Below are 25,928 nucleotides of genomic sequence, written 5' to 3' on the forward strand. Positions count from 1 at the left end.
ATACGGATTTTCCTGAAATGCATTTCACAGCCGCTGACATGTGAGTAAAATGTGCGCCACATTGAAGAAGGATAGTGACGTATGCGCATTCATATATTGGGGATTTGTGGCACTTTCATGGGCGGGCTGGCAATGCTGGCGCGCTCGCTGGGCCATGAAGTAACAGGTTCGGACGCCAATGTGTATCCGCCGATGAGCACGCTTCTGGAGAATCAGGGCATCGACCTCATTCAGGGCTACGATGCCAGCCAGTTAGACCCGCAGCCGGATCTGGTCATCATTGGCAATGCCATGACCCGTGGCAACCCGTGTGTTGAAGCGGTGCTGGAACGCAATATTCCATACATGTCTGGCCCGCAGTGGCTGCACGATTTCGTGCTGCGCGATCGCTGGGTTGTGGCCGTTGCGGGTACGCACGGTAAAACCACGACCGCCGGGATGGCGACCTGGATCCTCGAAGCCTGTGGTTACAAACCAGGTTTTGTGATTGGCGGCGTGCCGGGTAACTTTGACGTCTCTGCGCGTCTGGGAGACAGCCCGTTCTTTGTGATCGAAGCCGATGAGTACGACTGCGCATTCTTCGATAAACGTTCCAAGTTCGTGCACTACTGCCCGCGCACGCTGATCCTCAATAACCTTGAGTTCGATCACGCGGATATCTTTGACGACCTGAAAGCCATCCAGAAACAGTTCCACCATCTGGTGCGTATCGTCCCGGGCCAGGGCCGTATCATCCTGCCGGAAAACGACATCAACCTGAAACAGACAATGGCGATGGGCTGCTGGAGCGAGCAGGAGCTGGTGGGCGAGCAAGGCCACTGGCAGGCGAAAAAACTCAATGCCGATGCCTCTGAGTGGGAAGTGCTGCTCGACGGCGAAAAAGTGGGTGAAGTGAAGTGGGGCCTGGTGGGCGAACACAACATGCACAACGGTCTGATGGCGATTGCTGCGGCACGTCATGTGGGCGTGGTGCCTGCGGACGCGGCCAATGCGCTAGGTTCATTTGTGAATGCCCGTCGTCGCCTGGAGCTGCGCGGTGAAGCCCACGGCCTCACGGTGTATGACGACTTTGCACACCACCCAACCGCTATTCTGGCGACCCTTGCTGCCCTGCGCGGTAAAGTCGGCGGAACGGCACGTATCCTGGCCGTGCTGGAGCCGCGTTCAAACACCATGAAGATGGGCGTCTGTAAAGACGATCTGGCGCCGTCTTTAGGACGTGCGGATGAAGTGTTCCTGCTGCAACCTCAGCACATTCCATGGCAGGTGGCGGAAGTTGCTGAAGCTTGCGTACAGCCAGCACACTGGAGTGCGGATGTGGATACCCTGGCGGATATGGTGGTGAAAACCGCCCAGCCTGGCGATCACATTCTGGTGATGAGCAACGGCGGGTTTGGCGGCATCCATCAGAAACTGCTGGATGGCCTGGCGAAAAAGGCTGAAGCCGCAGCCGCAGAGTAAAAAAAAGCCCGGTGGCGCTTGCGCTTACCGGGCTTACTCTTCTGTGTTTCCTCTCTCCACTTTGGGGGGAGGGGATTACTCATCGCTCTCTGACAGCTCGCGCAGATACTGGAAAATCAGGCGCGCAGACTTCGGCGGCTTATTCCCTTCTTTCTCTTTCTTCGCATTGCGGATCAAAGAACGCAGCTGCTGGCGGTCGGCGTCTGGCCACAGATTCAAGACTTCCGGTACCGCGTCATCGCCCTGTTCAATCAGACGGTCACGGATCTGCTCAAGCTTATGGAAAAACGCAACCTGCTGGTTGTGGCGGTTCTTAAGCTTATCCAGAGCCTGGCGAATCGGATCAACATCGCGCTGACGCAACATTTTACCGATAAGCTGAAGCTGGCGGCGACGGCCTTCTTTTTTTATTTTCTGTGCCAGTTCAATGGCATCACGCAGATCCTGGTCGAGCGGGATCTTATCCAGCGCGTTTTTACCCAGTTCTACCATTTCCGCGCCAAGGTGTTTTAACTCTTCGGCGTCGCGTTTAATTTCACTTTTACTGACCCAGATGATCTCATCATCTTCGTCTTCGATGTCATCACCGGGAACGTCGTCGAGCCAGTCTTCGGGCTGCTTAGTCATGTCAGGCTCCTTAAAAAAAGAGGCTAATGTTACCAGTTAAGACGCGCACTGAAAAACGGTTCTCTGATAGACTTCACTTAACTCTCTCTTACAGTATGGCATTTGCGATGAAAGTAACCTCACAAGTTGAAGCGCAGCGTAAGATTCTGGAAGAAGCAGTCTCCACAGCGCTGGCGCTGGCTTCAGGTAAATCAGATGGCGCCGAAGTGGCGGTAAGCAAAACCACCGGCATTAGCGTAAGTACCCGCTATGGCGAAGTGGAAAATGTTGAATTTAACAGCGATGGCGCACTGGGGATCACGGTTTATCACCAGAATCGCAAAGGTAGTGCGTCATCGACTGACCTTAGCCCGGATGCCATTGCCCGTACGGTGCAGGCCGCGCTGGACATTGCGCGCTATACCTCACCCGATCCTTACGCAGGCGTTGCGGATAAAGAGCTGCTGGCGTTTGACGCACCCGATCTGGACCTGTTCCACCCGGCGGAAGTCACCCCGGATGAGGCCATCGAACTGGCTGCGCGTGCAGAACAGGCGTCCCTGCAAGCGGATAAACGCATCACCAATACCGAAGGCGGCAGCTTTAACAGCCACTACGGCATCAAAGTTTTCGGCAACAGCCACGGCATGTTGCAGGGCTATTGCTCAACCCGCCATTCGCTTTCGAGCTGCGTCATTGCCGAAGAGAACGGCGATATGGAGCGTGATTACGCTTACACCATTGGCCGTGCGCTCGGCGATTTGCAGTCTCCGGAGTGGGTCGGTAAAGAGTGCGCCGAGCGCACGCTGTCGCGTTTGTCACCGCGTAAACTTTCCACCATGAAAGCGCCGGTGATTTTTGCCAACGAAGTGGCCACCGGTCTGTTTGGTCATCTGGTCGGGGCGATTGCGGGTGGTTCGGTTTACCGTAAGTCCACGTTCCTGCTGGATTCACTTGGCAAACAGATCCTGCCGGAATGGCTGACCATTGAAGAGCACCCGCATCTGCTGAAAGGGCTGGCCTCCACACCGTTCGACAGCGAAGGTGTGCGCACTGAACGTCGCGATATCATCAAAGACGGCGTGCTGACCCAGTGGCTGCTGACCAACTATTCTGCGCGCAAGCTGGGGCTGAAAAGCACTGGTCACGCGGGCGGCATCCACAACTGGCGTATTGCCGGACAGGGCCTGAATTTTGAGCAGATGCTGAAAGAGATGGGCACGGGTCTGGTGGTCACTGAGTTGATGGGGCAAGGCGTGAGCGGCATCACCGGGGATTACTCTCGCGGTGCAGCGGGCTTCTGGGTTGAAAACGGTGAAATTCAGTATCCGGTGAGCGAAATTACCATCGCCGGCAACCTGAAGGATATGTGGCGTAATATCGTTACGGTCGGTAACGATATTGAAACACGTAGCAATATACAGTGTGGTTCAGTTCTTCTGCCTGAAATGAAAATTGCCGGACAATAGATTTGGCGTTTTGTTAATTATAAAAAAGGAAGTGAGCAATGCGTAAACAACTGTTAGCGATCGTCGCGGCGTCAACGCTGGTTCTTGGTTCGACAGCGTTTGCTGCCGATCTTGAAGAAGATATGGGCACCCTCGGCACCAATCTGAAAGTGGTGCAGAAAACCGATAATGCGTCTGAAATGAAAGCTGCATTAACCAAAATGCGTGAAGCGGCTCTGGACGCGCAAAAAGCGACCCCGCCGAAGCTGGAAAGCAAAGCGGCAGACAGCGCGGAAATGAAAGATTACCGCCACGGTTTTGATGTCCTGGTCGGCCAGATTGACGGTGCGCTGAAGCTGGCGAACGAAGGTAAAGTGAAAGAGGCGAAGGCGGCGGCGGAGCAGTTCGTGACCACCCGCAACACCTATCACCAGAAATACCGCTAACAGACTCAGCATCTGACACAACCGCAAGGCGAGGGCGTAATGCTCTCGCTTTTTTTATGCGTCGTAATAAGTAAACCCTATCGCTGTCACATTTCTGCGACTCTCCTTCCCGTTGTTTTCGTTTTCCACCCTGACGTTTTGTCGATGGATTGCGTGATATTCATCACGTAAAACCAGCGAATTGTCATCATTCAGCGCATTTATGTGGCACAGATCACTGCCGCCGCTCTCCTTTCCACTTCGAAGTGGAAAACAACTCGCTACAAACAATTAACCGCCAACGTTAGTTTTATCCCAGAGACATTAACGGGGTAAGACGAGTGATTAACGGAGCGGTAATGAACGACGTTGGAGACCAGGCGGTGCAAACAGAGCAGCTCGCGACCACCATGCTTAAGCAGGTTTATGCCCTGCTGGCCCGGCACAACATCATCCCCAACGCAGTGCAGGAACAGATGCTGACTTCACACGTCCGCGCGATGGCGCACCGGTCCGTGACCGGCGAGCCGCTGCCAGAAGTCGAAGCGGAATTGTTCGACGAAATTTCACCTGATTCAATGCGACTTGCCCGCGAAGTGGTCGCGCAGTTTGGCAACCTTCCTGATGAAGAAGCCTGGCTGCTTTCCGTTCACTTCGAAGTCGCGAAAGACAACCTTTAAGGAGCAACACATGGAACAAATTACAGTCGTGATTGGCGATCGCCTGGGTAAAGGTCAGAAAGTGGCGGCCGGTATCGAAAAAGCAGGTGGACGCGCTGTGGTTGTGCCGGGTATGGCAGCGGATATGAAGCTGGGTGACGTGATGAAAGCGGAAAATGCAACCTTCGGCATCTCCTTCTGCGGCAGCGGCGGCGCGGGTGCAATTACCGCTCAAACCAAATATGGCTACAAAGCCAAATACGGGATGCGTTCAGTGGAAGAGGGCGTAACTGCCATCAATGAAGGCTGCAACGTACTCGGCTTCGGCTTTATGGATAAAGAAGAGCTGGGCGAGCGTCTGGTACAGGCGTGGCAGAAGAAGCACGGCGCGTAAGCATGAAAGAACAATTCACTACCACGGTGAGAGTGAAGGGAAAAGGCGACGCCAAAGCGCGCGCCTTTGCCGATGCACTCAACCACGTTCAGGTCGCGGTGATGAAAGCCTCACCGCATATCTTACTGCGTATTGAGCCACAGGATGTGCAGGTTGTTCAGGCGCAAGAAGCGGTGCGAAAAGAAGCGTTTCTGTTCTTCTTTTTGCGTCGGGAAAGACGCACCTACAGCGTGGAGCTGGATGTGACTGTCAACGTGACCGCCATCAATCTCGACCAGGTGGATTTCGTCACGCAACGCTGATTATTCATAAAAGGGCAGACTGATGTTCTTAATTATATTAATAAAATCGCTCATCATTGGCGGCCTGGTTGGCGTCGGTGTTGGGGCCGGGGCTGCACGCATGTTTCATGCGCCTACCACTCAGGGTATGGGCGCGTTTCGTACGTTGGGGGAACTGAACTCCTGTGAAGGGGATCCGGCTTCTCACTTCTCCTTTGGGTTAGGCTTCTTCTTTAACGCCTGGGCCTCTTCCGTGGCCGCAGGTGCGTTCACTCAGGACGTTGACCACCGCATTATCCCGAACTGGGGCGCGGCGGCGCTGATGATCAAAAACCGTAATGTCGGTGAAACACTCCACGACCCACGCAAAATGGCGATTGCCTGCGGCGTGATCGGCATGATCGTCGTGACCTTCCTTAACCTTACCGCCTCTTCCGTTCCGGCTGCACTTCAGGTGACGGCCGTTAAGGTGCTGGTACCGGCAGCTAACCTGCTGGTGAACACCGTGATGCCGGTGATTTTCTGGCTGGCGGCTATCGACGCGGGCAAAAAATCGGGCTTCTGGGCCACCGTCTTTGGCGGCGCAGCGCAGCTGATTATGGGTAACGCCGTACCGGGCCTGGTGCTGGGTATCCTGATTGGTAAAGGCGTAGAAGAGAGCGGCTGGAACCACGTCACCAAAGTGATGATGGCCGCCATCATCGCACTGTTCGTGCTGAGCGGCTTCTTCCGCGGCTTCGACATGAAGATGATCGAATCCTTCCATCTGACCGTGCCGAACTGGCTCGACATGATCCACAACTCGCTCAGCGGTAAATAACAGGAGCCTCTACATGGAACAGAATAAAGGTTTTTGGTATGCCGACTGGTCGTTCCCGATCTTCGTTGGCCTGCTCTCCTCCGGCGTGTTCGCCGGGACGCACATGTACTACCTGTATGGCATTGGCGTGTTTAACGAAGTGGCCTTCGTGGCGATGCTGAAAGCGGGTATCGATACCGGCGTCTACGGCGCGGTGGCGGCCTTCGGCGCAAGCTTCCTGTTCGCCCGTATTATCGAAGGCTCGCTGGTCGGTATTCTTGATATCGGCGGCGCGATCCAGACCGGCGTAGGCCTTGGTGTGCCCGCGCTGCTGCTGGGCGCGGGCATTATGTTCCCGGTGACCAACTTCATTGCCGCGCTGATTACTGGCCTGGTGATTGGTCTGGCGATTGGCTACGTCATCATCCTGGCGCGTAAATTCACCATCAATCAGAGCAACTCCACCTATGGGGCTGACGTGATGATGGGCGCAGGTAACGCCTCCGGCCGCTTCCTCGGGCCGTTGATTATCCTTAGCGCCATGACCGCCTCCATTCCAATCGGTGTCGGTTCACTGCTGGGCGCGCTGCTGTTCTATATCTGGCAGAAGCCAATTACCGGCGGTGCAATCCTCGGTGCAATGCTGTTGGGCTGGCTGTTCCCGGTCGCCCTTTAATACCTGCGGGCGCTCCGGCGCCCGTCTTATCAGGAGATCCTCATGTTTGATTTACTCCTGCGCCGTGCGCGCCTTGCCGACGATACCCTGACCGATATCGCCATTCAGGACGGGAAAATCGCGGCGCTTGGCGAGATTGACGCTCCCGCCCGTAAAACGGTGGAGCTTAATGGCGAAGTGTTCGTCAGCGCAGGCTGGATTGACTCCCACGTACACTGCTACCCGAATTCCCCGATTTACCACGACGAACCGGACAGCGTAGGCATCGCTACCGGCGTGACCTCCGTGGTGGATGCGGGCAGCACCGGCGCGGACGACGTGGACGATTTTTACGCTATCACCCGCAAAGCCTCAACCGAGGTCTTTGCCCTGCTGAATATCTCCCGCGTGGGGCTGATTGCCCAGAACGAGCTGGCCAATATGGCCAATATTGACGCGGATGCCGTGAAGCAGGCTGTTAAACGCCACCCTGATTTTATCGTCGGCCTGAAAGCGCGCATGAGCAGCAGCGTGGTCGGCGAAAATGGCATCACCCCGCTGGAGCGGGCGAAAGCCATCCAGAAAGAGAACGGCGACCTGCCGCTGATGGTGCACATTGGCAACAACCCGCCAAATCTTGACGAAATCGCTGAACTGCTGAGTTCCGGCGACATCATTACCCACTGCTACAACGGCAAACCGAACCGCATTCTGACCCCATCCGGCGAGCTGCGCGCATCCATCACCAGCGCCCTGAAACGCGGCGTACGTCTGGACGTGGGCCACGGTACGGCGAGTTTCAGTTTTGAGGTGGCGAAACGCGCCATTGCGATGGGCATTCTGCCGCACACCATCAGCTCGGATATCTACTGCCGCAACCGCATTAATGGCCCGGTCGGGTCGCTGGCGAGCGTGATGTCGAAATTCCTCGCCATCGGTATGTCGCTGTCGCAGGTCATTGACTGCGTAACCGCAAATGCTGCCGACGGCCTGCGCCTGACGCGCAAAGGGCGCATCCAGCCGGGGCTCGACGCTGACCTGACGCTGTTCACCATTAAGCGCCAGCCAACGTTATTAACCGACGCCGAAAACGACAGCCTTCAGGCTGAACACATTCTGGTGCCGCTTGCCGCGATCCGCGCAGGCAAGGGCTACATGACCGAACAAGGGAGCACGGAACATGCCTTCGATTTATGAGAAGTACAATTTAAAGCAGGTCATCAACACCTCTGGCCGCATGACGGCCCTGGGTGTCTCCACGCCACGCCCGGAAGTGGTGCAGGCGGCGATGGACGGGATGAACCAGTACTTCGAGATGAAAGATCTGGTCAACAAAACCGGTGAATACATTGCGGATCTGCTGGATGTGGAAGGGGCGACCGTTGTCTCTTGCGCTTCTGCGGGTATTGCCCAGTCTGTGGCGGCGGTGCTGGTGAAAGACAGCGACTGGCTGCTGGAAAACCTGCACGTCACGCCGATTGAGAACAACGAAATTGTGCTGCCGAAAGGCCACAACGTTAACTTTGGCGCGCCGGTCGGCACCATGGTGGCGCTGGGCGGCGGCAAGCTGGTGGAAGCGGGCTACGCCAACGAATGCTCTGCCGATCAGCTGGCGGCAGCCATCACCCCGCGCACGGCGGCGATCCTGTACATCAAATCTCACCACTGCGTGCAGAAAAGTATGCTCAGCGTAGAGCAGGCAGCCGTGGTGGCACGTAAACATGGCCTGCCGCTGATTGTGGATGCGGCGGCGGAAGAAGATCTGCATGTTTACTACCGTTCCGGCGCGGATCTGGTGATTTACAGCGGCGCGAAGGCGATCGAAGGGCCAACCAGCGGTCTGGTGATTGGCAAAACGCAGTATGTCGAGTGGGTGAAACGCCAGACGGCGGGTATTGGACGTGCGATGAAAGTGGGTAAAGAGGGCATTCTTGGCCTGACCTGCGCCATCGAACACTACCTGACGGCGACCAAAGAGAGCGGTGCAGAGATGGTGGCGAAGATGACGCCGTTTATCGATGCGCTGAACACTCTGAACGGCGTCACCGCGCGCGTGGTCTGGGACAGCGCGGGTCGCGATATCGCGCGCGCTGAAATCAAGTTCGACGAAGCCACCACCGGCGTGGGCACCGGCGAGCTGGTGAACCGCCTGAAGCAGGGCGAATATGCGATTTACTTCCGTGGCTACAAGGCCAACGAAGGGATTATCGAAGCGGACGTGCGCAGCGTGAACGCAGACCAGCTGAACATTGTGTACCGCCGCATTAGCGAAGTATTAGGACAGGAGAAAAACGCATGAAACTGACCCCCAACTTTTACCGTGACCGTGTCTGCCTGAACGTACTGGCGGGTTCAAAAGCTAACGCCAGCGCCATTTACGAAGCAGCAGAAGGCCATGTGCTGGTGGGCGTACTCTCCAAAAATTACCCGGACGTGGCAAGCGCGGTGGCCGATATGCGCGAATATGCCCAGCTGATTGATAACGCGCTGTCTGTAGGGCTGGGCGCGGGCGATCCGAACCAGTCGGCGATGGTGAGTGAGATCTCCCGTCAGGTACAACCGCAGCACGTGAATCAGGTCTTTACCGGCGTGGCGACCAGCCGTGCGCTGCTGGGGCAAAATGAGTCCGTGGTCAACGGTCTGGTCTCTCCGACCGGTACTGTCGGCATGGTCAAAATCTCCACCGGCCCGCTGAGCAGCGCGGCCCCGGACGGCATCGTACCGGTAGAAACGGCGATTGCCCTGCTGAAAGATTTTGGCGGCAGCTCCATTAAGTACTTCCCGATGGGCGGCCTGAAGTGCCGTGATGAGTACAAAGCGGTAGCGGAAGCCTGCGCCCGCCACGACTTCTGGCTGGAGCCAACCGGCGGTATCGATCTGGAAAATTACGAGGAGATTTTGCAGATTGCGCTGGACGCTGGCGTGAGCAAAGTCATCCCGCATATCTACAGCTCGATTATCGACAAAGCCAGCGGCGACACGCGCCCGGAAGATGTGCGCACGCTGCTTGAAATGACGAAGAAGCTGGTGAAGTAAAACCTGCCCCTCACCCTAACCCTCTCCCAAAGGGAGAGGGAACCTTTACCCCCTCTCCCTTTGGGAGAGGGCCGGGGTGAGGGGAAACACACAGCACAAACCTGAAGGAGCCACCATGCACACCCGTACCCTGCTTGTCGCTTCACTCTCAATGCTCGCCACCACCGCTATCGCCCAAACGCAATACGCCTGGGTGGGAACCTACAATCCGAACGGCGAAGGGCTATACCGCTTTACCGTTGACCCGCAAACCGGGGTGCTCGCCAGCAAAACGCTGGTCAGCAAACTGCCCAATGCTGCACAGCTCACCGTCTCGCACGATGGCAAAACGCTGTACGTGGCAAGCGAAGTGGAGCAGGGCGTGGTGCAGGCATTACGCGTTGGGGATAACGGCGCGGTAAGCGAATTAAATCAGGTGGCTTCCGGTGGGGCTGGGCCGGTTTATCTCTCTTTAACACCTAATGGCCGTCATCTGCTGGTGGCAAACTATGTGAGTGGCTCCATCGCCGTGCTGCCCGTGAAGGCGGACGGCAGCCTGGGCGACGCATCGGACACCCATCAGGATCAGGGTGAACCGGGGGCGGCAAAACCGGAAGCCGCCGCGGAGGGGAGTTTTGCGGTAAGCGATCATAATGGCCCACATGCGCACATGATCGCCGCCGATCCTGCCGGGAAATACGTTTTTTCCACCGATCTGGGGCTGGATCGTATCTACCAGTACCGTTTTGACGATCAAAGCGGAAAGCTGACGCCGAACGATCCGCCGTTTATCAGCGCCTCCTCAAAAGGTGCCGGGCCGCGCCACTTTGTCTTTACGCCAAAAGGTGATGCCCTGTGGCTGATTAACGAAGAGGCGTCTACGCTGACCCATTATGTCGTGAATGCAAATGGCACCCTGAAAGAGGGCAAAACGCTATCTGCATTGCCAGCAGGCTATAAAGGCACCAGTTTTGCCGCCGGACTGGCATTAAGTGCAGACGGCAAACAGCTGTATGTGGCTAACCGTTTGCATAACAGCATCGGGCACTTTACCGTAACAGCAGATGGCAGGCTGACGCATCAGGACGATGTCTGGACGCGTGGTGATTACCCGCGCTCGCTGACGCTGGATAAACAAGGGCGCTGGCTCTACGTCATGAATCAGCGCAGCGACAACATCACCCGATTCCGCGTAGCGGGAGACGGCAAACTCAGCTTCGAACCGGACTATACGCCGGTTGGCAGTCCATCCCAGATGGTCATTTCACCTTCCCCCTGAGCCGTAAGAGGACAACGACGTGCGATTCCCGAACCAACGTTTAGCGCAACTTTTCGAACTGTTGCAAAACGAAACGCTGCCACAGGACGAGCTGGCGCAGCGGCTGTCGGTGTCCACGCGTACCGTCCGTGCTGATATCACTGCTCTGAATGCGCTGCTGGCGAGCCACGGCGCACAGTTTATTTTGAGCCGGGGTAATGGTTACCAGCTCAAAATCGACGATGCGGCGCGCTATCAGCAGCTTCAGGATTCTCACCCGCGCGCGCTGCGTATTCCCCGCACGGGGCCGGAGCGAGTGCACTATCTGGTGGTGCGTTTTCTGACATCGGCCTTTTCGCTCAAGCTTGAAGATCTGGCCGACGAATGGTTTGTCAGCCGCGCCACGTTGCAAAGCGACATGGTGGAAGTGCGCGAGTGGTTCCACCGCTACAACCTGACCCTGGAAACCCGCCCGCGCCATGGCATGAAGCTATTTGGCAGCGAGATGGCGACCCGCGCCTGTCTGACCGACCTGCTCTGGGAGCTGGCGCAGCAGGACAGCCTGAACCCGCTGGTCACCGAAGTGGCGCTGAATGCAGGCGTGCCTGAACAGATGGTCACGGTGCTGCATGATGCGCTCACCCGTCACCACATCCGCCTGACGGACGAAGGCGAACTGTTCCTGCGCCTGTACTGTGCGGTGTCGGTACGTCGTATCAGCGAAGGTTATCCCCTGCCGGAATTCCACGCGGAAGATGTGGAAGAGAACGTACGGGAAGCGGCGAAAGACATTGCGGTGACCATTCAACAGCTGGCGGGCAAGGCGCTTTCCCCTTCGGAAGAGAGCTGGCTTTGCGTGCACATTGCCGCGCGCCAGATCCAGGAGATTGCCCCAAGCGCCATCAACGCCGACGACGATGAAGCTCTGGTCAATTACATCCTGCGCTACATCAACACCCACTATAACTACAACCTGCTCAGCGATGAGCAGCTGCACGCGGACCTGCTCACGCACATTAAAACCATGATCACCCGCGTACGCTATCAAATCATGATCCCTAATCCGCTGCTGGATAACATCAAACAGCATTACCCGATGGCCTGGGATATGACCCTGGCGGCGGTATCAAGCTGGGGCAAATATACGCCGTACGTGATCAGCGAAAACGAGATTGGCTTCCTGGTGCTGCATATCGGCGTCGGGCTGGAACGCCACTACAACATTGGCTATCAGCGTCAGCCCCGCGTGCTGCTGGTGTGCGATGCGGGCAACGCGATGGTGAGAATGATTGAGGCGGTGCTCCAGCGTAAATATCCGCAGATTGAGGTGACGCGCACCCTCACGCTACGCGAGTACGAGCAGGCCGAAAGCCTCAGCGAAGATTTTGTGATCTCCACGGCGCGCATCAGCGAAAAGGCGAAACCGGTGGTGATGATCGCCCCGTTCCCGACCGACTATCAGCTTGAGCAAATCGGCAAGCTGGTGCTGGTGGATCGCACCCGGCCGTGGATGCTGGATAAATACTTCGACGCCGCCCATTTCCGAATTATCGATAAACCCATCGACCAGCAGACGCTGTTCCGTGAATTGTGCGGGCAGCTTGAAAGCGAAGGCTTTGTCGGCGCGGAGTTTCTCGATTCCGTGGTCGAGCGTGAGGCGATCGTCAGCACCATGCTCGGTGAAGGAATTGCGCTGCCGCACTCCCTGGGCCTGCTGGCGCAGAAAACCGTGGTCTACACGGTGCTGGCGCCGCACGGCATCCCGTGGGGTGATGAAACCGCACACGTCATCTTCCTGCTCGCCATCAGCAAAAGCGAGTATGAAGAGGCAATGGCGATCTACGATATTTTTGTCACCTTCCTGCGCGAACGGGCAATGACGCGGCTTTGCGGCTGCAAGGATTTCGCCGGGTTTAAGGCGGTGGCGATGGAGAGTTTGAGCCGGTTTTGAGATGAGGCGGATAGAGGATATCCGCCTTCAGTCACCGCAAATGATGCACAACCTGGTTACTGCTGCCGCGCCAGATAAGCGCAGGGTCTTTTAAATCCTGCACGAACTTGCCATCGACCAGCACGTTGATCAGATCCACCACCTCCATTTGGGCGGTGTTCAGTTCATCCAGTTTATAGCCCGTCCATACCCAGATATCTTTTCCTGCGCACTCGCGGCGAATGCGTTTAACCAGCCTCAGGATCTCCGGCACGTTTTGCGGGTGAAGCGGATCGCCTCCCGACAGCGAAATCCCCTGGCGGTGAATGCGCGTGTCGTTCAGGTCGTTGATAATCCGGTCTTCCATCTCCAGGGTGAAGGGCATTCCAGAATTTACACGCCAGGTACTTTTGTTGTAGCAGCCCGGGCATTCGTGAATGCAGCCTGAAACAAACAGAGTGCAGCGGGTGCCGGGGCCGTTGACGATGTCGACGGGGTAGTACTGGTGATAGTTCATAGCGAATAACCACGCCGGGTGGCGCTGCGCTTACCCGGCCTACAAAAGAGTGTGGTCCGTAGGCCCGGTAAGCGCAGCGCCACCGGGCATTAACGTGGCAGAGATTAACCTATCTGCCCATTCCCCAGATGTTTCACGCGGCGTTTCACCTCTTCCTGCTTACCGGCGTTAAACGGACGCGCATCCGGGCTGCCAAGATAGCCGCACACGCGTCGGGTGACGGAAACGCGGGCCGCATCGTGGTTACCGCATTTCGGGCAGGTGAAGCCTTTGCTGGTGCACTCAAACTCACCGGTGAAACCGCACTCGTAGCACTCGTCGATTGGGGTGTTCGTGCCGTAATACGGTACGTGCTGATAGCTGTAATCCCACACGTCTTCCAGCGCTTTCAGGTTGTGCTGGATATTCGGGTACTCGCCGTAACAGATGAAACCACCGCTGGCGATTGGCGGGTAAGCCGCTTCGAAGTCGATCTTGTCGTACGGGTTAACCTTTTTCTCAACGTCCAGGTGGAAGCTGTTGGTGTAATAACCTTTGTCGGTTACCCCTTCCACAATGCCGAACTCCGCGGTGTCGAGGCGGCAGAAACGGTCGCACAGGTTTTCACTTGGCGTGCTGTACAGACTGAAACCGTAGCCCGTTTCATCTTTCCACTGGTCAACCGCATCGCGCAGACGCTGGACGATAGCGACGCCTTTCTCACGCAGGGCTTCGCTGTCGTACATATGCGTGTCGCCACACAGCGCGTTGATGGTCTCGTGAATGCCGATGTAACCCAGCGAAATAGACGCACGGCCGTTTTTGAAGATCTCTGATACGTCATCGTCCGCTTTCAGACGCACGCCGCAGGCCCCTTCCATATAGAGGATTGGCGCGACGCGGGCTTTCACCCCTTCCAGGCGCGCAATACGGGTCATCAGCGCTTTACGGGCCAGTTGCAGGCGCTCATCCAGCAGCGTCCAGAAGGCGGCTTCATTGCCTTTAGCTTCCAGCGCGATACGCGGCAGGTTAAGGCTGATCACGCCCAGGTTGTTGCGCCCGTCGTGGATCTGCTCGCCGTTTTCATCTTCATACACGCCGAGGAAGCTGCGGCAGCCCATTGGCGTTTTGAACGAACCAGTGACTTTCACCACCTGGTCGTAGTTCAGGATGTCCGGGTACATACGCTTGCTCGCGCACTCCAGCGCCAGCTGTTTGATGTCGTAGTTCGGATCGCCAAACTTATGATTCAGGCCGTCGCGGATAGCGAACACCAGTTTCGGGAACACGGCGGTTTTGCGGTTTTTGCCGAGGCCAGAAATACGGTTGCGCAGAATGGACTGCTGGATCAGGCGCGATTCCCAGCTGGTGCCCAGGCCAAAGCCAAAGGTCACAAACGGGGTCTGGCCGTTTGCGGTATGCAGCGTGTTCACTTCATATTCGAGCGACTGGAATGCGTCATAGCACTCTTTCTCAGTGCGCGAATGCGCATAGCCGTCTGCGTCCGGGATCTGCCACTCTTCAGCGGTTTTACGGTGTTTGTTGAAGCTCGCCGTCACGAACGGGGCCAGCACTTCATCAATACGGTTAATGGTGGTGCCGCCGTAAATATGGCTGGCAACCTGGGCGATAATCTGCGCGGTTACTGCCGTGGCAGTGGAGATGGATTTTGGCGGTTCAATCTCGGCGTTACCCATTTTAAAGCCGTGGGTCAGCATCCCTTTCAGGTCGATCAACATACAGTTGAACATCGGGAAGAACGGCGAATAGTCGAGATCGTGGTAGTGGATCTCACCGCGCTCGTGCGCGGAAACCACATCGCGCGGCAGCAGGTGCTGGCGGGCGTAGTGTTTGGCAACAATACCGGCCAGCAGGTCGCGCTGGGTAGGAATGACTTTACTGTCTTTGTTGGCGTTTTCGTTGAGCAGCGCAGAGTTGGTTTGCTCTACCAGGCCGCGAATGTCCTGGTTCAGACGGCCACGTTTTTCGCGCTGGACGTCACGATCGTGACGGTATTCGATGTAAGCGCGGGCCAGCTGCTTGTACGGGCCTGACATCAGCTGGTTCTCAACGGCGGTCTGGATCTCGCTGATATCCACCTGGCTACGTTCGTTCATCTGGCTGCTAACGACTTCTGCGACGGTGGCGCAGTAATCTGCGTCATCGACTCCCGCTGCTTTAGCTGCACGCAGAATGGCTTCTTTGATGCGCTCTGATTTAAACGGCACTTTACAGCCATCACGTTTCATCACATGCGGTGTCATGATCACTCCATTTTAAAAACAGGTTATCCACAGAGGTGGAGAAGACTGCACCGGGCTGATGTATTGATAGCCCAGTCACTTCCCTCGTTCCCGACAGTTGTTATCCACAATTCCGGAGAGCTGAGTCGCCGTCTTGTTGTTGGAATAGTAGACGATAAATACAAGATGTTGGGTCGGCGTGCATTTTAAGTGCTACATATAGTGATTTGCATCAAACATGTTTGCGATTTATTTGATTCAGAACAAAGTAAAAAGACGAGAGTACAAATGACGGGCGCTACAGCGTTTGTAAATTGTGGCAGGAAAAATCTGATTAATAATTCAACAAAAACAGTAAGGTAAACCGGGCATATGGCAATGCCCGGCGATGAAAATTACGACTGAAGCCACCAGACGGCTTCAAACGGACGCAGGGTCATGGCCTGCGGTGCGTTGGCCGCTTCCGCATAGTTGCTCATAACGACCTGCCATTCACCGCTCTGTGCGTCTGGCTGCCATTGCTGGCACGCATTGCTGAGGTTTGCCGCCACGATCAGGGTTTGCCCCTGCCACTGACGACGGTAGCACCACAGGGCTGGATGCTCAGGTAGCAGATCCTGATAATCCCCCCACGTCAGTACCGGCAGCGTTTTACGCAGTGCAATCAGTGACTGGTAGGTATAGAACACCGAATCCGGGTCGCTCAGCGCCGCGCTGGCGTTAATGTTCTGGTAGTTATCACAGACTGCAATCCATGGCTCACCCGCTGTAAAACCGGCATTTGGTGAGGCATCCCACTGCATTGGCGTCCGGCCATTATCACGGGATTTGCTGGCGAGGATCTCCAGCAGTTCATCCGCGTCACGACCCTCGGCGCGCAGCTCGGTGAACATATTCAGGCTTTCCACATCGCGATAATCCGTGATCTGGCGGAAGTGAGGGTTGGTCATACCCAGCTCTTCACCCTGGTAGATATACGGCGTGCCCTGCATTCCATGAAGCACCATCGCCAGCATTTTCGCGGCCGGGACGCGATGCTCACCCTCATCGCCAAAACGCGACACGATGCGCGGCTGATCGTGGTTACACCAGAAGAGGGCGTTCCAGGCCACGTTGTGCATTCCCTGCTGCCAGTGGTTGAACAGGGTTTTCAGCGCCACGTAATCGGGCTGCGCTTTCGTCCATTTTTCACCGTCAGGGTAGTCCACTTTCAGGTGATGGAAGTTAAAGGTCATCGACAGCTCGCGCCCGTCCAGGGAGGCGTACTGCTGGCAGTTTTCTAACGAGGTGGAAGACATCTCGCCCACCGTCATCAGGTTGCGTGGGGCGAAAACGTCGCGGCTCATCTCCTGCAAATATTCATGAACGCGCGGCCCGTCGGTGTAAAAGCGACGGCCATCACCGTGCTCGTCATTCGGGAATGTCTGATCTTTGGAAATAAGGTTAATCACGTCGAGACGTAAACCGTCCACGCCGCGATCGGCCCAGAATTCGCACACTTTTTTCAGCTCGGTACGGACTTCCGGGTTTTCCCAGTTCAGATCCGCCTGTTCCGGGGCGAACAGGTGCAGATAGTACTGCTCGCTGCCCGCGTGCCAGCGCCAGGCATTGCCGCCAAATTTCGAACGCCAGTTGTTCGGCAGCAGGCCATCCGGCGTACCGTCGCGCCAGATATAGAACTGGCGATACGGGCTCTCTTTGTTCAATGATTCGCGGAACCACGCGTGCTGGGTCGAGGTGTGGTTAAGCACCATATCCAGCACAATGCGGATACCGCGGGAATGGGCCTGCGCGACCAGCTCGTCGAAGTCATCCAGCGTGCCGTATGCCGGGTCGATGGCGGTGTAATTCGCCACGTCATAACCGTTATCAATCTGCGGAGAGATATAGAACGGGGTCAGCCAGATGGCATCAATACCGAGATTTTTCAGGTAGTCGAGGCGCTGCGTTACGCCGCGTAAATCCCCGGTACCGCATCCGGTTGTGTCCTGAAAACTCTTTGGGTAAATCTGATAGATGACACCGTTTTGCCACCACTGAGGAAGGGTATTCATAGTTCGTTCCTGCAAATGCGAAGGGGCGCAATTGCGCCCCGAAAGATGAAGTTAAACAATCTGCAACGTGCCCTGACGGTACTTACGCTGATAAACGAAGGTGGTCAGCGCCATCGGGACAATAATCGCGATGGCCATGGCCAGCGCAAACACCTGCCAGAACGCTGGCTGAATGGAGAGGATGCCCGGCAGGCCACCCACACCAATCCCGTTCGCCATCACACCGTTCAGGCCACACACCAGGCCCGCCAGGCCAGAGCCGATCATGGCGCACAGCATCGGGAAGCGGTATTTCAGGTTGATACCGTACATCGCCGGCTCGGTCACGCCGAGGTAGGCAGAGATAGCCGCCGGAACGGAAATCTCACGCTCGTTATGCTTACGGCTGATGATGATAATGCCGGTGACCGCAGACGCCTGAGCAATGTTAGACAGCGCAATGATTGGCCAGACTGGCGTGCCGCCCATGCTCTGAATCATCTGCATATCAATGGCAAGCGTGGTCTGGTGCACACCGGTAATAACCAGCGGCGCATACAGGAAGCCAAACAGCGCAGCACCAATCGGCGCGAAGCTGCCGGTCATCAGGTGGCGTACCGCAAAGGCCACGCCGTCGCCGATCATGCGGCCAAACGGGCCGATAAAGGCGTGGGCAAGGAACACCGCGATAATCAGGGAACAGACCGGCACCACCACCAGATATAGATAATCCGGGACGATGCGTTTTAAGCGAGTCTCAATAAAGCCCAGCGCCAGACCAGCCAGTAAGGCCGGAATCACCTGCGCCTGATAGCCCACTTTCGCGATGGTGAACAGGCCGAAGTTCCAGACTTCCGGCACCTGCTGACCCAGTAAGTAAGCGTTCATTAACTGCGGAGACACCAGCGTGACGCCAAGGACAATCCCCAGGATTGGCGTACCGCCCATCTTACGCACCGCTGACCAGCAAATGCCGACAGGCAGGTAGAAGAAGATGGCTTCGCCAATCAGCCACAGGAAGTCGTAAACGGTCTTCAGTGACGGGTAGATTTGCGCCAGGGTTTTGCCGTCACTCATCGGCACATCGCCGATCACGTTACGGAAACCTAAGATCAAGCCCCCGCTGATCAGCGCCGGCAGCAGCGGGAAGAAGATCTCCGCAAAGTGCGAGATCAGCTGCTCGTGCCATTTCATATTTTGACGTGCGGCTTGCTTCGCCTGCTCTTTATCAGCAGATGAGTGGCCTGTGGTGGCCAGCAGAGCCTGATAGTAATCGCCCACTTCAGTGCCGATAACCACCTGGAACTGCCCGGCGTTGGTAAAGCAGCCTTTCACCATCGAAAGCTCTTCAATCGCTTTCGGGTTGGCTTTGGCCGGATCGTTCAGCACAAAGCGCAGGCGGGTAATGCAATGGCTGACGGTTGCGATGTTATCGCGTCCGCCAACCAGGACGATCAGCTGGTCGATATCAGCTTGTTTGACTTTGCTCATCATGAAACCTCATGACAGATGGAGAAGGGTGTAATGACCTGAAAGCAAGCCTACTCGTTAAGCGTCATCTGGAAAATGGGAACGTTCCCGAAATCAGGCGAAGATCACAATAATCCGTTAATCAGGGTTAAGAGATATGTGCGGGGATCACTATCTGGCGCGGTTCAGCACGTCCGTTGATCTGCTCGATCAACTGGCTCGCCGCCTGGCGTCCCGCTTCAGCATAGCCGGGGTCGACGGTGACAATTTCAGGGTGCAAAAACTTCATCAGCGGCGTGCTGCCGACGCTGGCGAGTTGCAGGTTATCGATCCGTTGTTCCTGAAGATATTTGCTGGCACCCAGCGCCAGGGTATCGGTGGCGCACACCAGCGCAGTGGTTTGCGGCGTCAGAACGTCTGCCACCTTTTCGTAACCCTGTTTCATGGCCAGGCCCGGCAGGGCAGCCACGGCAGGCAGTGCGTGTTTTTTGCAGAAGGCCAGATAGGCTTCATGACGGCGTTTACCGGTGGTCACGTCCGCATGGGGCACGCCGAGGAAGCTGATATGGCGATGGCCCTGATCGTATAAGCGCTGCATCAGCGTGAAGATAGCGCCTTCATCGTCATAACAGACAGAGGCAAAACCACTGGCATCGCGCGCCAGCAGCACCAGCGATGGTTGCCAGGGTTTAAGCATCTCTTCTTTAATGCCGGTAAAGCCAAACAGTACCACGCCATCGATGTTGCGGCGTTGCAGCATTCCCAGGTGCTCTTCCACCAGCTGCGGCGAAAACTGGCTTTCCATCATAATCGGGTCGTAACCCTGTTCGTAGAAGGCCGGCAGCATGGTCTGAACGGCCAGGTTTTCAGACAGGGAATCGAGGCGCGACACAATAATGGCGACCACTTTGTCACTTTGCCCGCGCATGGCGCGCGCGGAGCGGGAAGGGGAAAAACCGTGCTGATTCATGACCGCCTCGACGCGCTCGCGCGTGCGCTCGCTGACACCACTTTCGTTGTTCAGCACTCGCGACACGGTGGATTTCCCCACGCCGCTTAAACGCGCGATGTCTTTAATGGTAAGGCGGTTTTGCATCCTCTATTCCCTGTAACAGCGACGGCGGTCGTCAATTGAGCGTAATGGTATAGCGTGATTTTGCTATGGGCAAAGTCTGGTTTACGTATGGTTTACTTGCGCGGGGTTATAATACCGCCCGAATCGTCACAAACGGTACGGTTAATTCCTTATACTGCGCGGCGAAATTCTGATTTTACTTACCGGAGGTTACATGGATCCCGATCCCACGCCTCTCCTGAACGGGAGAGCTCTTTCTTTCCGGTAAGCCAGCCTTTTGCTGTCTCACCGGTGATGTGAGGCAGCAGCGTCCCCAACGTTTCTGCTAATAATTAAAGTGCCGCCAGGTACGGGTTTACCGTGTCTGCCAGCAAAACTGCGTTCGCCGCTGCGCGCGCAGGAGAGCTTATTATGCTGAAAAATATCACCCGGCAGCTGCTTGATCAGCTGAGCCGCCACCTGCCACGCCGCCTTATCCAGCGTGACCCGATGCCAAATGCCAAAAATCTGGCGGGCGCGGTTATTCCTTCTTCCCTGACAGAGCGCTGCCTGAACGTGGCGGCGATGGACGAAAACGAAGTCTGGCGCGCCTTTGGCGGGCACCCGGAAGGGCTGAATGCAGCCGAAGTCGACAAAATCCGCGCTGAACATGGCGACAACCAAATTCCGGCGCAAAAACCTTCGCCCTGGTGGGTGCACCTGTGGGTTTGCTACCGCAACCCGTTCAACCTGCTGCTGACGGTGCTCGGCATTATCTCGTATGCCACCGAAGACCTGTTTGCCGCGGGCGTTATCGCCCTGATGGTGGGGATTTCCACACTACTGAACTTTATTCAGGAAGCCCGCTCCACCAAAGCGGCCGATGCCCTGAAAGCAATGGTCAGCAACACCGCCACCGTCTCGCGCGTGATTAACGAACTGGGTGAAAACGCCTGGCTTGAACTGCCTATCGATCAGCTGGTTCCGGGCGACCTGGTGAAACTTGCCGCCGGCGATATGATCCCGGCTGATTTACGCATCATTCAGGCGCGCGATCTGTTTGTCGCTCAGGCATCGTTAACTGGCGAATCACTGCCTGTGGAAAAAGTGGCGCGTACCCGCGATCCGCAGCAGATGAACCCGCTGGAATGCGACACCCTGTGCTTTATGGGCACCACGGTAGTGAGCGGAACCGCGCAGGCCATTGTGACCGCCACGGGCGGTAACACCTGGTTCGGCCAGCTTGCCGGGCGCGTAACAGAGCAGGAAAGCGAGCCTAACGCCTTCCAGAAGGGGATTGGCCGCGTCAGTATGCTGCTGATCCGCTTTATGATGGTGATGACGCCGATTGTGCTGCTGATCAACGGCTACACCAAAGGCGACTGGTGGGAAGCGGCGCTGTTTGCGCTCTCTGTTGCCGTGGGCTTAACGCCAGAAATGCTGCCGATGATTGTCACCTCCACGCTGGCGCGCGGGGCGGTAAAACTCTCTAAGCAAAAAGTCATTGTTAAACACCTCGACGCTATCCAGAACTTTGGCGCGATGGACATCCTCTGCACCGATAAAACCGGGACGCTGACGCAGGATAAAATCGTGCTGGAGAACCATACCGATATTTCAGGCAAGACCAGCGAACGCGTGCTGCACAGCGCCTGGCTTAACAGCCACTACCAGACCGGGCTGAAAAACCTGCTCGACGTTGCCGTGCTGGAAGGCGTGGGCGAAGAGTCTGCCCGCGCGCTGTCTGGCCGCTGGCAGAAAGTGGATGAGATCCCGTTTGATTTTGAGCGCCGCCGTATGTCGGTGGTGGTGAGTGAACAGCAGGATGTGCATCAGCTGATCTGCAAAGGCGCATTGCAGGAGATCCTCAATGTGTGCACCCAGGTACGTTACAACGGTGATATCGTCCCGCTGGACGACACCATGCTGCGCCGCATCAAACGCGTGACCGACAACCTGAACCGTCAGGGGCTGCGCGTGGTGGCGGTGGCCAGCAAATTCCTGCCGGCACGCGTCGGGGATTATCAGCGTATTGATGAATCAGACCTGATCCTTGAAGGCTACATTGCGTTCCTCGATCCGCCAAAAGAGACAACGGCTCCGGCGCTGAAAGCCCTGAAGGCGAGCGGGATCACCGTGAAAATCCTCACCGGCGACAGCGAGCTGGTGGCGGCTAAAGTGTGTCACGAAGTGGGGCTGGATGCCGGTGACGTGGTGGTGGGAAGCGAGATCGAACATCTTTCTGACGATGAGCTGGCCCGGCTTGCCCAGCGCACCACGCTGTTTGCCCGACTGACGCCGATGCACAAAGAGCGCATTGTGACGCTGCTGCGCCGCGAGGGCCACGTGGTAGGCTTTATGGGTGACGGAATCAACGATGCTCCGGCGCTGCGCGCGGCAGATATTGGGATTTCCGTAGACGGTGCCGTGGATATTGCCCGTGAAGCGGCGGATATCATTTTGCTGGAAAAAAGCCTGATGGTGCTGGAAGAGGGGGTTATCGAAGGCCGCCGTACCTTTGCCAACATGCTGAAGTACATCAAAATGACCGCCAGCTCCAACTTCGGTAACGTCTTCAGCGTGCTGGTGGCGAGTGCGTTTTTGCCCTTCCTGCCGATGCTGCCGCTGCACCTGCTGATCCAGAACCTGATGTACGATGTCTCTCAGGTGGCGATCCCGTTTGATAACGTGGACGATGAGCAGATCCAGAAGCCGCAGCGCTGGAACCCGTCCGATCTTGGCCGTTTTATGCTGTTCTTTGGGCCGATCAGCTCCATTTTTGACATTCTGACCTTTTGCCTGATGTGGTTTGTGTTCCATGCCAACACGCCTGAACATCAGACCCTGTTCCAGTCCGGCTGGTTCGTGGTGGGGCTGCTGTCGCAGACGCTGATAGTGCATATGATCCGTACCCGTCGTATTCCGTTTATTCAGAGCCGTGCCGCATGGCCGCTGATTGTGATGACGGGGATTGTGATGGTGCTGGGTATCGCGCTACCGTTCTCGCCGCTGGCGAGTTACCTGCAATTGCAGGCGCTGCCGCTGAGCTACTTCCCGTGGCTGGTGGCGATCCTCGCGGGCTATATGGTGCTGACGCAAATGGTGAAAGGGTTTTACAGCCGCCGGTATGGCTGGCAGTAAGTCGTATTTGCCGGGTGGCGGCTTCGCCTTACCCGGCCTACGAACCTCCGAAATTCAACAACCTGTGATCTCCATCGTGTCATTCGCTTGACGACAAATTGAGCGTATGTTAACAGAATGTTTTGCCTTTTTTTGGCCCGTCAAATAAGGAACATTCATGTTACGGTACAGCCTCTTAACCGCCGGGCTTATGCTCGGCGCTTCTGCGTTTGCCGCTCCGGCAGGTGACCTCCCCCTGATGCCCTGGCCTGCAAAGGTTGAACGCCCGACAACACAGGGCGCGCTGGTGCTCAGCGATAACATTTCCGTTAGCGTCAGCGGTGACGATCTGGGTGACACGGTTAACCGCCTGCGCCAGCGCATTGCAATGCAAACCGGCTGGACGCTGCAACCGCAGGCCGATAAGCCAGACAAACCCACCATCCGTATCGACATCGCTAAAAAGGTGAAGCCGCAACCGCTGCCCGACAGCGATGAGAGCTACACGCTGAAGGTGGATGCAAACGGCGTGAACATCTCGGCCAACACCCGCTTTGGCGCGCTGCGCGGGATGGAAACGCTGCTCCAGCTTATCCAGAACGGGCCAGAAAATACCGCGATACCCTGGGTCACCATTGAGGATGCGCCGCGCTTCCCGTGGCGTGGTCTGCTGCTTGATTCCGCCCGCCACTTTATCCCGCTGAACGACATCAAACGGCAGATTGACGGAATGGCGGCGGCAAAACTGAACGCGCTGCACTGGCATCTGACCGACGATCAGGGCTGGCGCTTTACCTCGAAGCGCTATCCAAAGCTCACGCAGCTTGCCAGCGACGGGCAGTTTTACACCCCGGAGCAGATGCGCGAGATCGTGAGCTACGCCACCGACCGTGGCATCCGCGTGGTCCCGGAAATCGACATGCCGGGCCATGCATCGGCAATTGCTGTTGCCTACCCCGAGCTGATGAGTGCGCCAGGGCCTTATGAAATGGAACGCCACTGGGGCGTACTAAAGCCAGTGCTGGATCCTACCAAAGAGGCGACCTACACCTTTGCGGAGGCAATGGTCAGCGAACTGGCGGCGATCTTCCCCGATCCGTATCTGCATATCGGTGGCGATGAGGTGGACGACACGCAGTGGAAAGAAAGCGCCGCCATTCAGAAATTCATGCGTGACAACAAACTGGCAGACAGCCATGCATTGCAGGCGTATTTCAACCGCAAGCTGGAAACGATCCTTGAAAAACATCACCGGCAGATGGTGGGCTGGGACGAGATCTTCCATCCCGACCTGCCAAAAAGTATTCTGATCCAGTCCTGGCAAGGGCAGGACGCGCTGGGGCAGGTGGCCGAAAAGGGTTACAAAGGCATTCTCTCGACCGGATATTACCTCGACCAGCCACAGTCTACGGCCTATCACTACCGCAATGAAATTGTGCCGCAGGGCTTAAACAATGTGGATGTAATTGGCGATAACGACAGCCCGCAGAGCTGGTCGTTCACCCTGCCGCGCCTGAAAGGCAAGCCGGTGGAAGGGAGCTTTACCCTGGTGAAAGGCGGTTCCGGCTGGCGAGGGTTTATCGATTTTGCCGGCAAGTCGCGCCGCGCGGTTCAGAATATTGAATGGCGTAGCGACGACCAGGTGACGTTTACCGTCGATACCTGGATGGGGGAAACGCGCCCGGTGGTGACGGTGAGTACGGATACGCTGAGCGGCTATTTCCTGCTGGGCAACGCCCGTTACCCGGTCAGCGGCAAGCTGCTGGATGAGGTGCCAAAAGGTATCGCCCCGGTCGTGCCCGATACTGCCCAGCAGGCCAATCTGCTGGGTGGCGAGGCCGCGCTGTGGGCCGAAAACGTGGTTGCGCCAGTGCTTGATATTAAACTCTGGCCGCGCGCGTTTGCCGTGGCGGAACGCCTGTGGTCGGCGCAGGACGTGAACGATACCGACAACATGTACACCCGTTTGCAGGCGATGGACAGCTGGTCGACGGTGTCGGTGGGGCTTCAGCAACACAGCCAGCAGCAGGCGTACTTCACCCGTCTGGCGAACAATGGCGACAGCCTGCCGCTGCTGATCCTCGCGCAGGCGGTGGAGCCAGCCCAGTATTACACCCGTCAGCACCTGAAGTTCCAGGCCGGGAATTACCATCAGTTTGAGCCGCTCAACCGCTTTGCCGATGCGCTGGGCGCTGAAAGCGCAACCGTGCGTCAGATGAATAAATGGGTCGACAGGCTGGTGAGCGATGCCGAAGACACGGAAAGTGCGGATGCGCTGCGCCACGTGTTTAACCGCTGGCAGAGCAATACCAGCGATGCGCTGGCGCTGAGCGGAAGCAATTATCAGCTGAAGGCCATTAAACCGGTGATTCAGGAAGTGGATAAGCTGGCGTCGATTGGTATGCGCTTAACCGATCTGGTGGCACGTCAGGGGACGCTGGATGATAAAGAAATTGCGTCGATTCAGGCGGAGCTGGATAACGCGGCGAAAATTCAGGATGAAGTGGTGATAGCGGCGGTTTATCCGCTGGAGACGTTGCTCAGAGCCACGCGTAATCAGTAACGGGGAATAAAAAAGGCA

The 25,928-nt window shown here is 56.7% G+C and carries 21 protein-coding genes; 15 read left to right on the plus strand and 6 right to left on the minus strand.

Going from position 1 to position 25,928, the window contains the following annotated elements; translation table 11 throughout:
• The first annotated feature begins 81 nt into the window (after nt 1–81).
• Entirely contained in the window at nt 82–1,461 is a 1,380-nt protein-coding gene (mpl, locus tag N1249_RS02245; protein WP_259834184.1) for a UDP-N-acetylmuramate:L-alanyl-gamma-D-glutamyl-meso-diaminopimelate ligase, read from the plus strand.
• Nucleotides 1,462–1,536: 75 nt separating this feature from the next.
• Here the strand turns inward: mpl and yjgA are convergent, their stop codons facing one another.
• Entirely contained in the window at nt 1,537–2,088 is a 552-nt protein-coding gene (gene yjgA / locus N1249_RS02250; RefSeq protein WP_259834185.1) for a ribosome biogenesis factor YjgA, read from the minus strand.
• 95 nt (nt 2,089–2,183) lie between these two features.
• On the opposite strand from yjgA, the gene pmbA reads away from it, so the two are divergent.
• From pmbA to N1249_RS02310, 12 genes are all read left to right on the plus strand, one after another.
• The gene (pmbA, locus tag N1249_RS02255) at nt 2,184–3,536 is read left to right on the plus strand and encodes a metalloprotease PmbA (protein WP_014068668.1); all 1,353 of its coding nucleotides are present in this window, start codon (nt 2,184–2,186) and stop codon (nt 3,534–3,536) included.
• A 38-nt stretch (nt 3,537–3,574) separates the two neighbouring features.
• Nucleotides 3,575–3,961 (plus strand): cytochrome b562, encoded by a 387-nt coding sequence (cybC, locus tag N1249_RS02260; RefSeq protein WP_259834186.1) that lies wholly within the window; start codon nt 3,575–3,577, stop codon nt 3,959–3,961.
• A gap of 320 nt (nt 3,962–4,281) precedes the next feature.
• Complete coding sequence (locus N1249_RS02265) at nt 4,282–4,620, plus strand: glycine dehydrogenase (RefSeq protein WP_088201846.1); 339 nt, start codon at nt 4,282–4,284, stop codon at nt 4,618–4,620.
• A gap of 10 nt (nt 4,621–4,630) precedes the next feature.
• Complete coding sequence (locus N1249_RS02270; protein ID WP_014068671.1) at nt 4,631–4,993, plus strand: SFCGS family glycine-rich protein; 363 nt, start codon at nt 4,631–4,633, stop codon at nt 4,991–4,993.
• Nucleotides 4,994–4,995: 2 nt separating this feature from the next.
• Nucleotides 4,996–5,295: a DUF4312 family protein gene (locus N1249_RS02275; protein WP_259834188.1), complete on the plus strand. Its 300-nt coding sequence runs from the start codon at nt 4,996–4,998 to the stop codon at nt 5,293–5,295.
• 22 nt (nt 5,296–5,317) lie between these two features.
• Nucleotides 5,318–6,094, plus strand: a complete 777-nt coding sequence (locus N1249_RS02280; RefSeq protein WP_014068672.1) for a DUF4311 domain-containing protein — start codon at nt 5,318–5,320, stop codon at nt 6,092–6,094.
• Nucleotides 6,095–6,107: 13 nt separating this feature from the next.
• A complete protein-coding gene (locus N1249_RS02285; RefSeq protein ID WP_259834190.1) occupies nt 6,108–6,749 on the plus strand; it encodes a DUF4310 family protein in 642 nt (213 codons plus the stop codon).
• Between the two features lie 42 nt (nt 6,750–6,791).
• Complete coding sequence (locus N1249_RS02290) at nt 6,792–7,925, plus strand: amidohydrolase/deacetylase family metallohydrolase (protein ID WP_259834192.1); 1,134 nt, start codon at nt 6,792–6,794, stop codon at nt 7,923–7,925.
• Nucleotides 7,909–9,027 (plus strand): DgaE family pyridoxal phosphate-dependent ammonia lyase, encoded by a 1,119-nt coding sequence (locus N1249_RS02295; protein WP_259834194.1) that lies wholly within the window; start codon nt 7,909–7,911, stop codon nt 9,025–9,027. The genes N1249_RS02290 and N1249_RS02295 overlap by 17 nt, the downstream gene beginning before the upstream one ends.
• Complete coding sequence (dagF, locus tag N1249_RS02300) at nt 9,024–9,764, plus strand: 2-dehydro-3-deoxy-phosphogluconate aldolase (protein WP_259834197.1); 741 nt, start codon at nt 9,024–9,026, stop codon at nt 9,762–9,764. Before N1249_RS02295 ends, dagF begins: the two co-directional genes overlap by 4 nt.
• Before the next feature lie 115 nt (nt 9,765–9,879).
• Nucleotides 9,880–11,022: a lactonase family protein gene (locus N1249_RS02305; RefSeq protein WP_259834200.1), complete on the plus strand. Its 1,143-nt coding sequence runs from the start codon at nt 9,880–9,882 to the stop codon at nt 11,020–11,022.
• Between the two features lie 19 nt (nt 11,023–11,041).
• Nucleotides 11,042–12,952 (plus strand): transcription antiterminator, encoded by a 1,911-nt coding sequence (locus N1249_RS02310; RefSeq protein WP_259834201.1) that lies wholly within the window; start codon nt 11,042–11,044, stop codon nt 12,950–12,952.
• 31 nt (nt 12,953–12,983) lie between these two features.
• Here N1249_RS02310 and nrdG read toward each other — a convergent pair whose 3' ends face one another.
• The 5 genes from nrdG to treR form a co-directional block, all read right to left on the minus strand.
• Entirely contained in the window at nt 12,984–13,448 is a 465-nt protein-coding gene (nrdG, locus tag N1249_RS02315; protein ID WP_259834204.1) for an anaerobic ribonucleoside-triphosphate reductase-activating protein, read from the minus strand.
• Between the two features lie 104 nt (nt 13,449–13,552).
• A complete protein-coding gene (nrdD, locus tag N1249_RS02320) occupies nt 13,553–15,691 on the minus strand; it encodes an anaerobic ribonucleoside-triphosphate reductase (RefSeq protein WP_259834207.1) in 2,139 nt (712 codons plus the stop codon).
• A 374-nt stretch (nt 15,692–16,065) separates the two neighbouring features.
• A complete protein-coding gene (gene treC / locus N1249_RS02325) occupies nt 16,066–17,724 on the minus strand; it encodes an alpha,alpha-phosphotrehalase (protein WP_259834209.1) in 1,659 nt (552 codons plus the stop codon).
• Nucleotides 17,725–17,775: 51 nt separating this feature from the next.
• Nucleotides 17,776–19,194, minus strand: a complete 1,419-nt coding sequence (gene treB / locus N1249_RS02330) for a PTS trehalose transporter subunit IIBC (protein WP_259837962.1) — start codon at nt 19,192–19,194, stop codon at nt 17,776–17,778.
• Nucleotides 19,195–19,321: 127 nt separating this feature from the next.
• Nucleotides 19,322–20,269 (minus strand): trehalose operon repressor TreR, encoded by a 948-nt coding sequence (gene treR, locus N1249_RS02335; RefSeq protein ID WP_259834211.1) that lies wholly within the window; start codon nt 20,267–20,269, stop codon nt 19,322–19,324.
• Nucleotides 20,270–20,659: 390 nt separating this feature from the next.
• Between treR and mgtA the strand changes: the two genes are divergently transcribed.
• Both mgtA and N1249_RS02345 read left to right on the plus strand, forming a co-directional pair.
• Nucleotides 20,660–23,368 (plus strand): magnesium-translocating P-type ATPase, encoded by a 2,709-nt coding sequence (mgtA, locus tag N1249_RS02340; protein ID WP_259834214.1) that lies wholly within the window; start codon nt 20,660–20,662, stop codon nt 23,366–23,368.
• Between the two features lie 157 nt (nt 23,369–23,525).
• Complete coding sequence (locus N1249_RS02345; protein WP_259834217.1) at nt 23,526–25,910, plus strand: beta-N-acetylhexosaminidase; 2,385 nt, start codon at nt 23,526–23,528, stop codon at nt 25,908–25,910.
• Nucleotides 25,911–25,928 lie beyond the last annotated feature (18 nt).

The organism is Enterobacter sp. CP102 (genome assembly GCF_025152625.1).
GTDB classification, from domain to species: Bacteria; Pseudomonadota; Gammaproteobacteria; order Enterobacterales; family Enterobacteriaceae; genus Enterobacter; species Enterobacter soli.

What these genes read in the sequence shown, in the direction of transcription:
- mpl (WP_259834184.1), top strand. Translation starts at nt 82, where the DNA reads ATGCGCATTCATATATTGGGGATTTGTGGCACTTTCATGGGCGGGCTG.
- yjgA (WP_259834185.1), bottom strand. Translation starts at nt 2,088, where the DNA reads ATGACTAAGCAGCCCGAAGACTGGCTCGACGACGTTCCCGGTGATGAC.
- pmbA (WP_014068668.1), top strand. Translation starts at nt 2,184, where the DNA reads ATGGCATTTGCGATGAAAGTAACCTCACAAGTTGAAGCGCAGCGTAAG.
- cybC (WP_259834186.1), top strand. Translation starts at nt 3,575, where the DNA reads ATGCGTAAACAACTGTTAGCGATCGTCGCGGCGTCAACGCTGGTTCTT.
- N1249_RS02270 (WP_014068671.1), top strand. Translation starts at nt 4,631, where the DNA reads ATGGAACAAATTACAGTCGTGATTGGCGATCGCCTGGGTAAAGGTCAG.
- N1249_RS02275 (WP_259834188.1), top strand. Translation starts at nt 4,996, where the DNA reads ATGAAAGAACAATTCACTACCACGGTGAGAGTGAAGGGAAAAGGCGAC.
- N1249_RS02280 (WP_014068672.1), top strand. Translation starts at nt 5,318, where the DNA reads ATGTTCTTAATTATATTAATAAAATCGCTCATCATTGGCGGCCTGGTT.
- N1249_RS02285 (WP_259834190.1), top strand. Translation starts at nt 6,108, where the DNA reads ATGGAACAGAATAAAGGTTTTTGGTATGCCGACTGGTCGTTCCCGATC.
- N1249_RS02290 (WP_259834192.1), top strand. Translation starts at nt 6,792, where the DNA reads ATGTTTGATTTACTCCTGCGCCGTGCGCGCCTTGCCGACGATACCCTG.
- N1249_RS02295 (WP_259834194.1), top strand. Translation starts at nt 7,909, where the DNA reads ATGCCTTCGATTTATGAGAAGTACAATTTAAAGCAGGTCATCAACACC.
- dagF (WP_259834197.1), top strand. Translation starts at nt 9,024, where the DNA reads ATGAAACTGACCCCCAACTTTTACCGTGACCGTGTCTGCCTGAACGTA.
- N1249_RS02305 (WP_259834200.1), top strand. Translation starts at nt 9,880, where the DNA reads ATGCACACCCGTACCCTGCTTGTCGCTTCACTCTCAATGCTCGCCACC.
- nrdG (WP_259834204.1), bottom strand. Translation starts at nt 13,448, where the DNA reads ATGAACTATCACCAGTACTACCCCGTCGACATCGTCAACGGCCCCGGC.
- nrdD (WP_259834207.1), bottom strand. Translation starts at nt 15,691, where the DNA reads ATGACACCGCATGTGATGAAACGTGATGGCTGTAAAGTGCCGTTTAAA.
- treC (WP_259834209.1), bottom strand. Translation starts at nt 17,724, where the DNA reads ATGAATACCCTTCCTCAGTGGTGGCAAAACGGTGTCATCTATCAGATT.
- treB (WP_259837962.1), bottom strand. Translation starts at nt 19,194, where the DNA reads ATGAGCAAAGTCAAACAAGCTGATATCGACCAGCTGATCGTCCTGGTT.
- treR (WP_259834211.1), bottom strand. Translation starts at nt 20,269, where the DNA reads ATGCAAAACCGCCTTACCATTAAAGACATCGCGCGTTTAAGCGGCGTG.
- mgtA (WP_259834214.1), top strand. Translation starts at nt 20,660, where the DNA reads ATGCTGAAAAATATCACCCGGCAGCTGCTTGATCAGCTGAGCCGCCAC.
- N1249_RS02345 (WP_259834217.1), top strand. Translation starts at nt 23,526, where the DNA reads ATGTTACGGTACAGCCTCTTAACCGCCGGGCTTATGCTCGGCGCTTCT.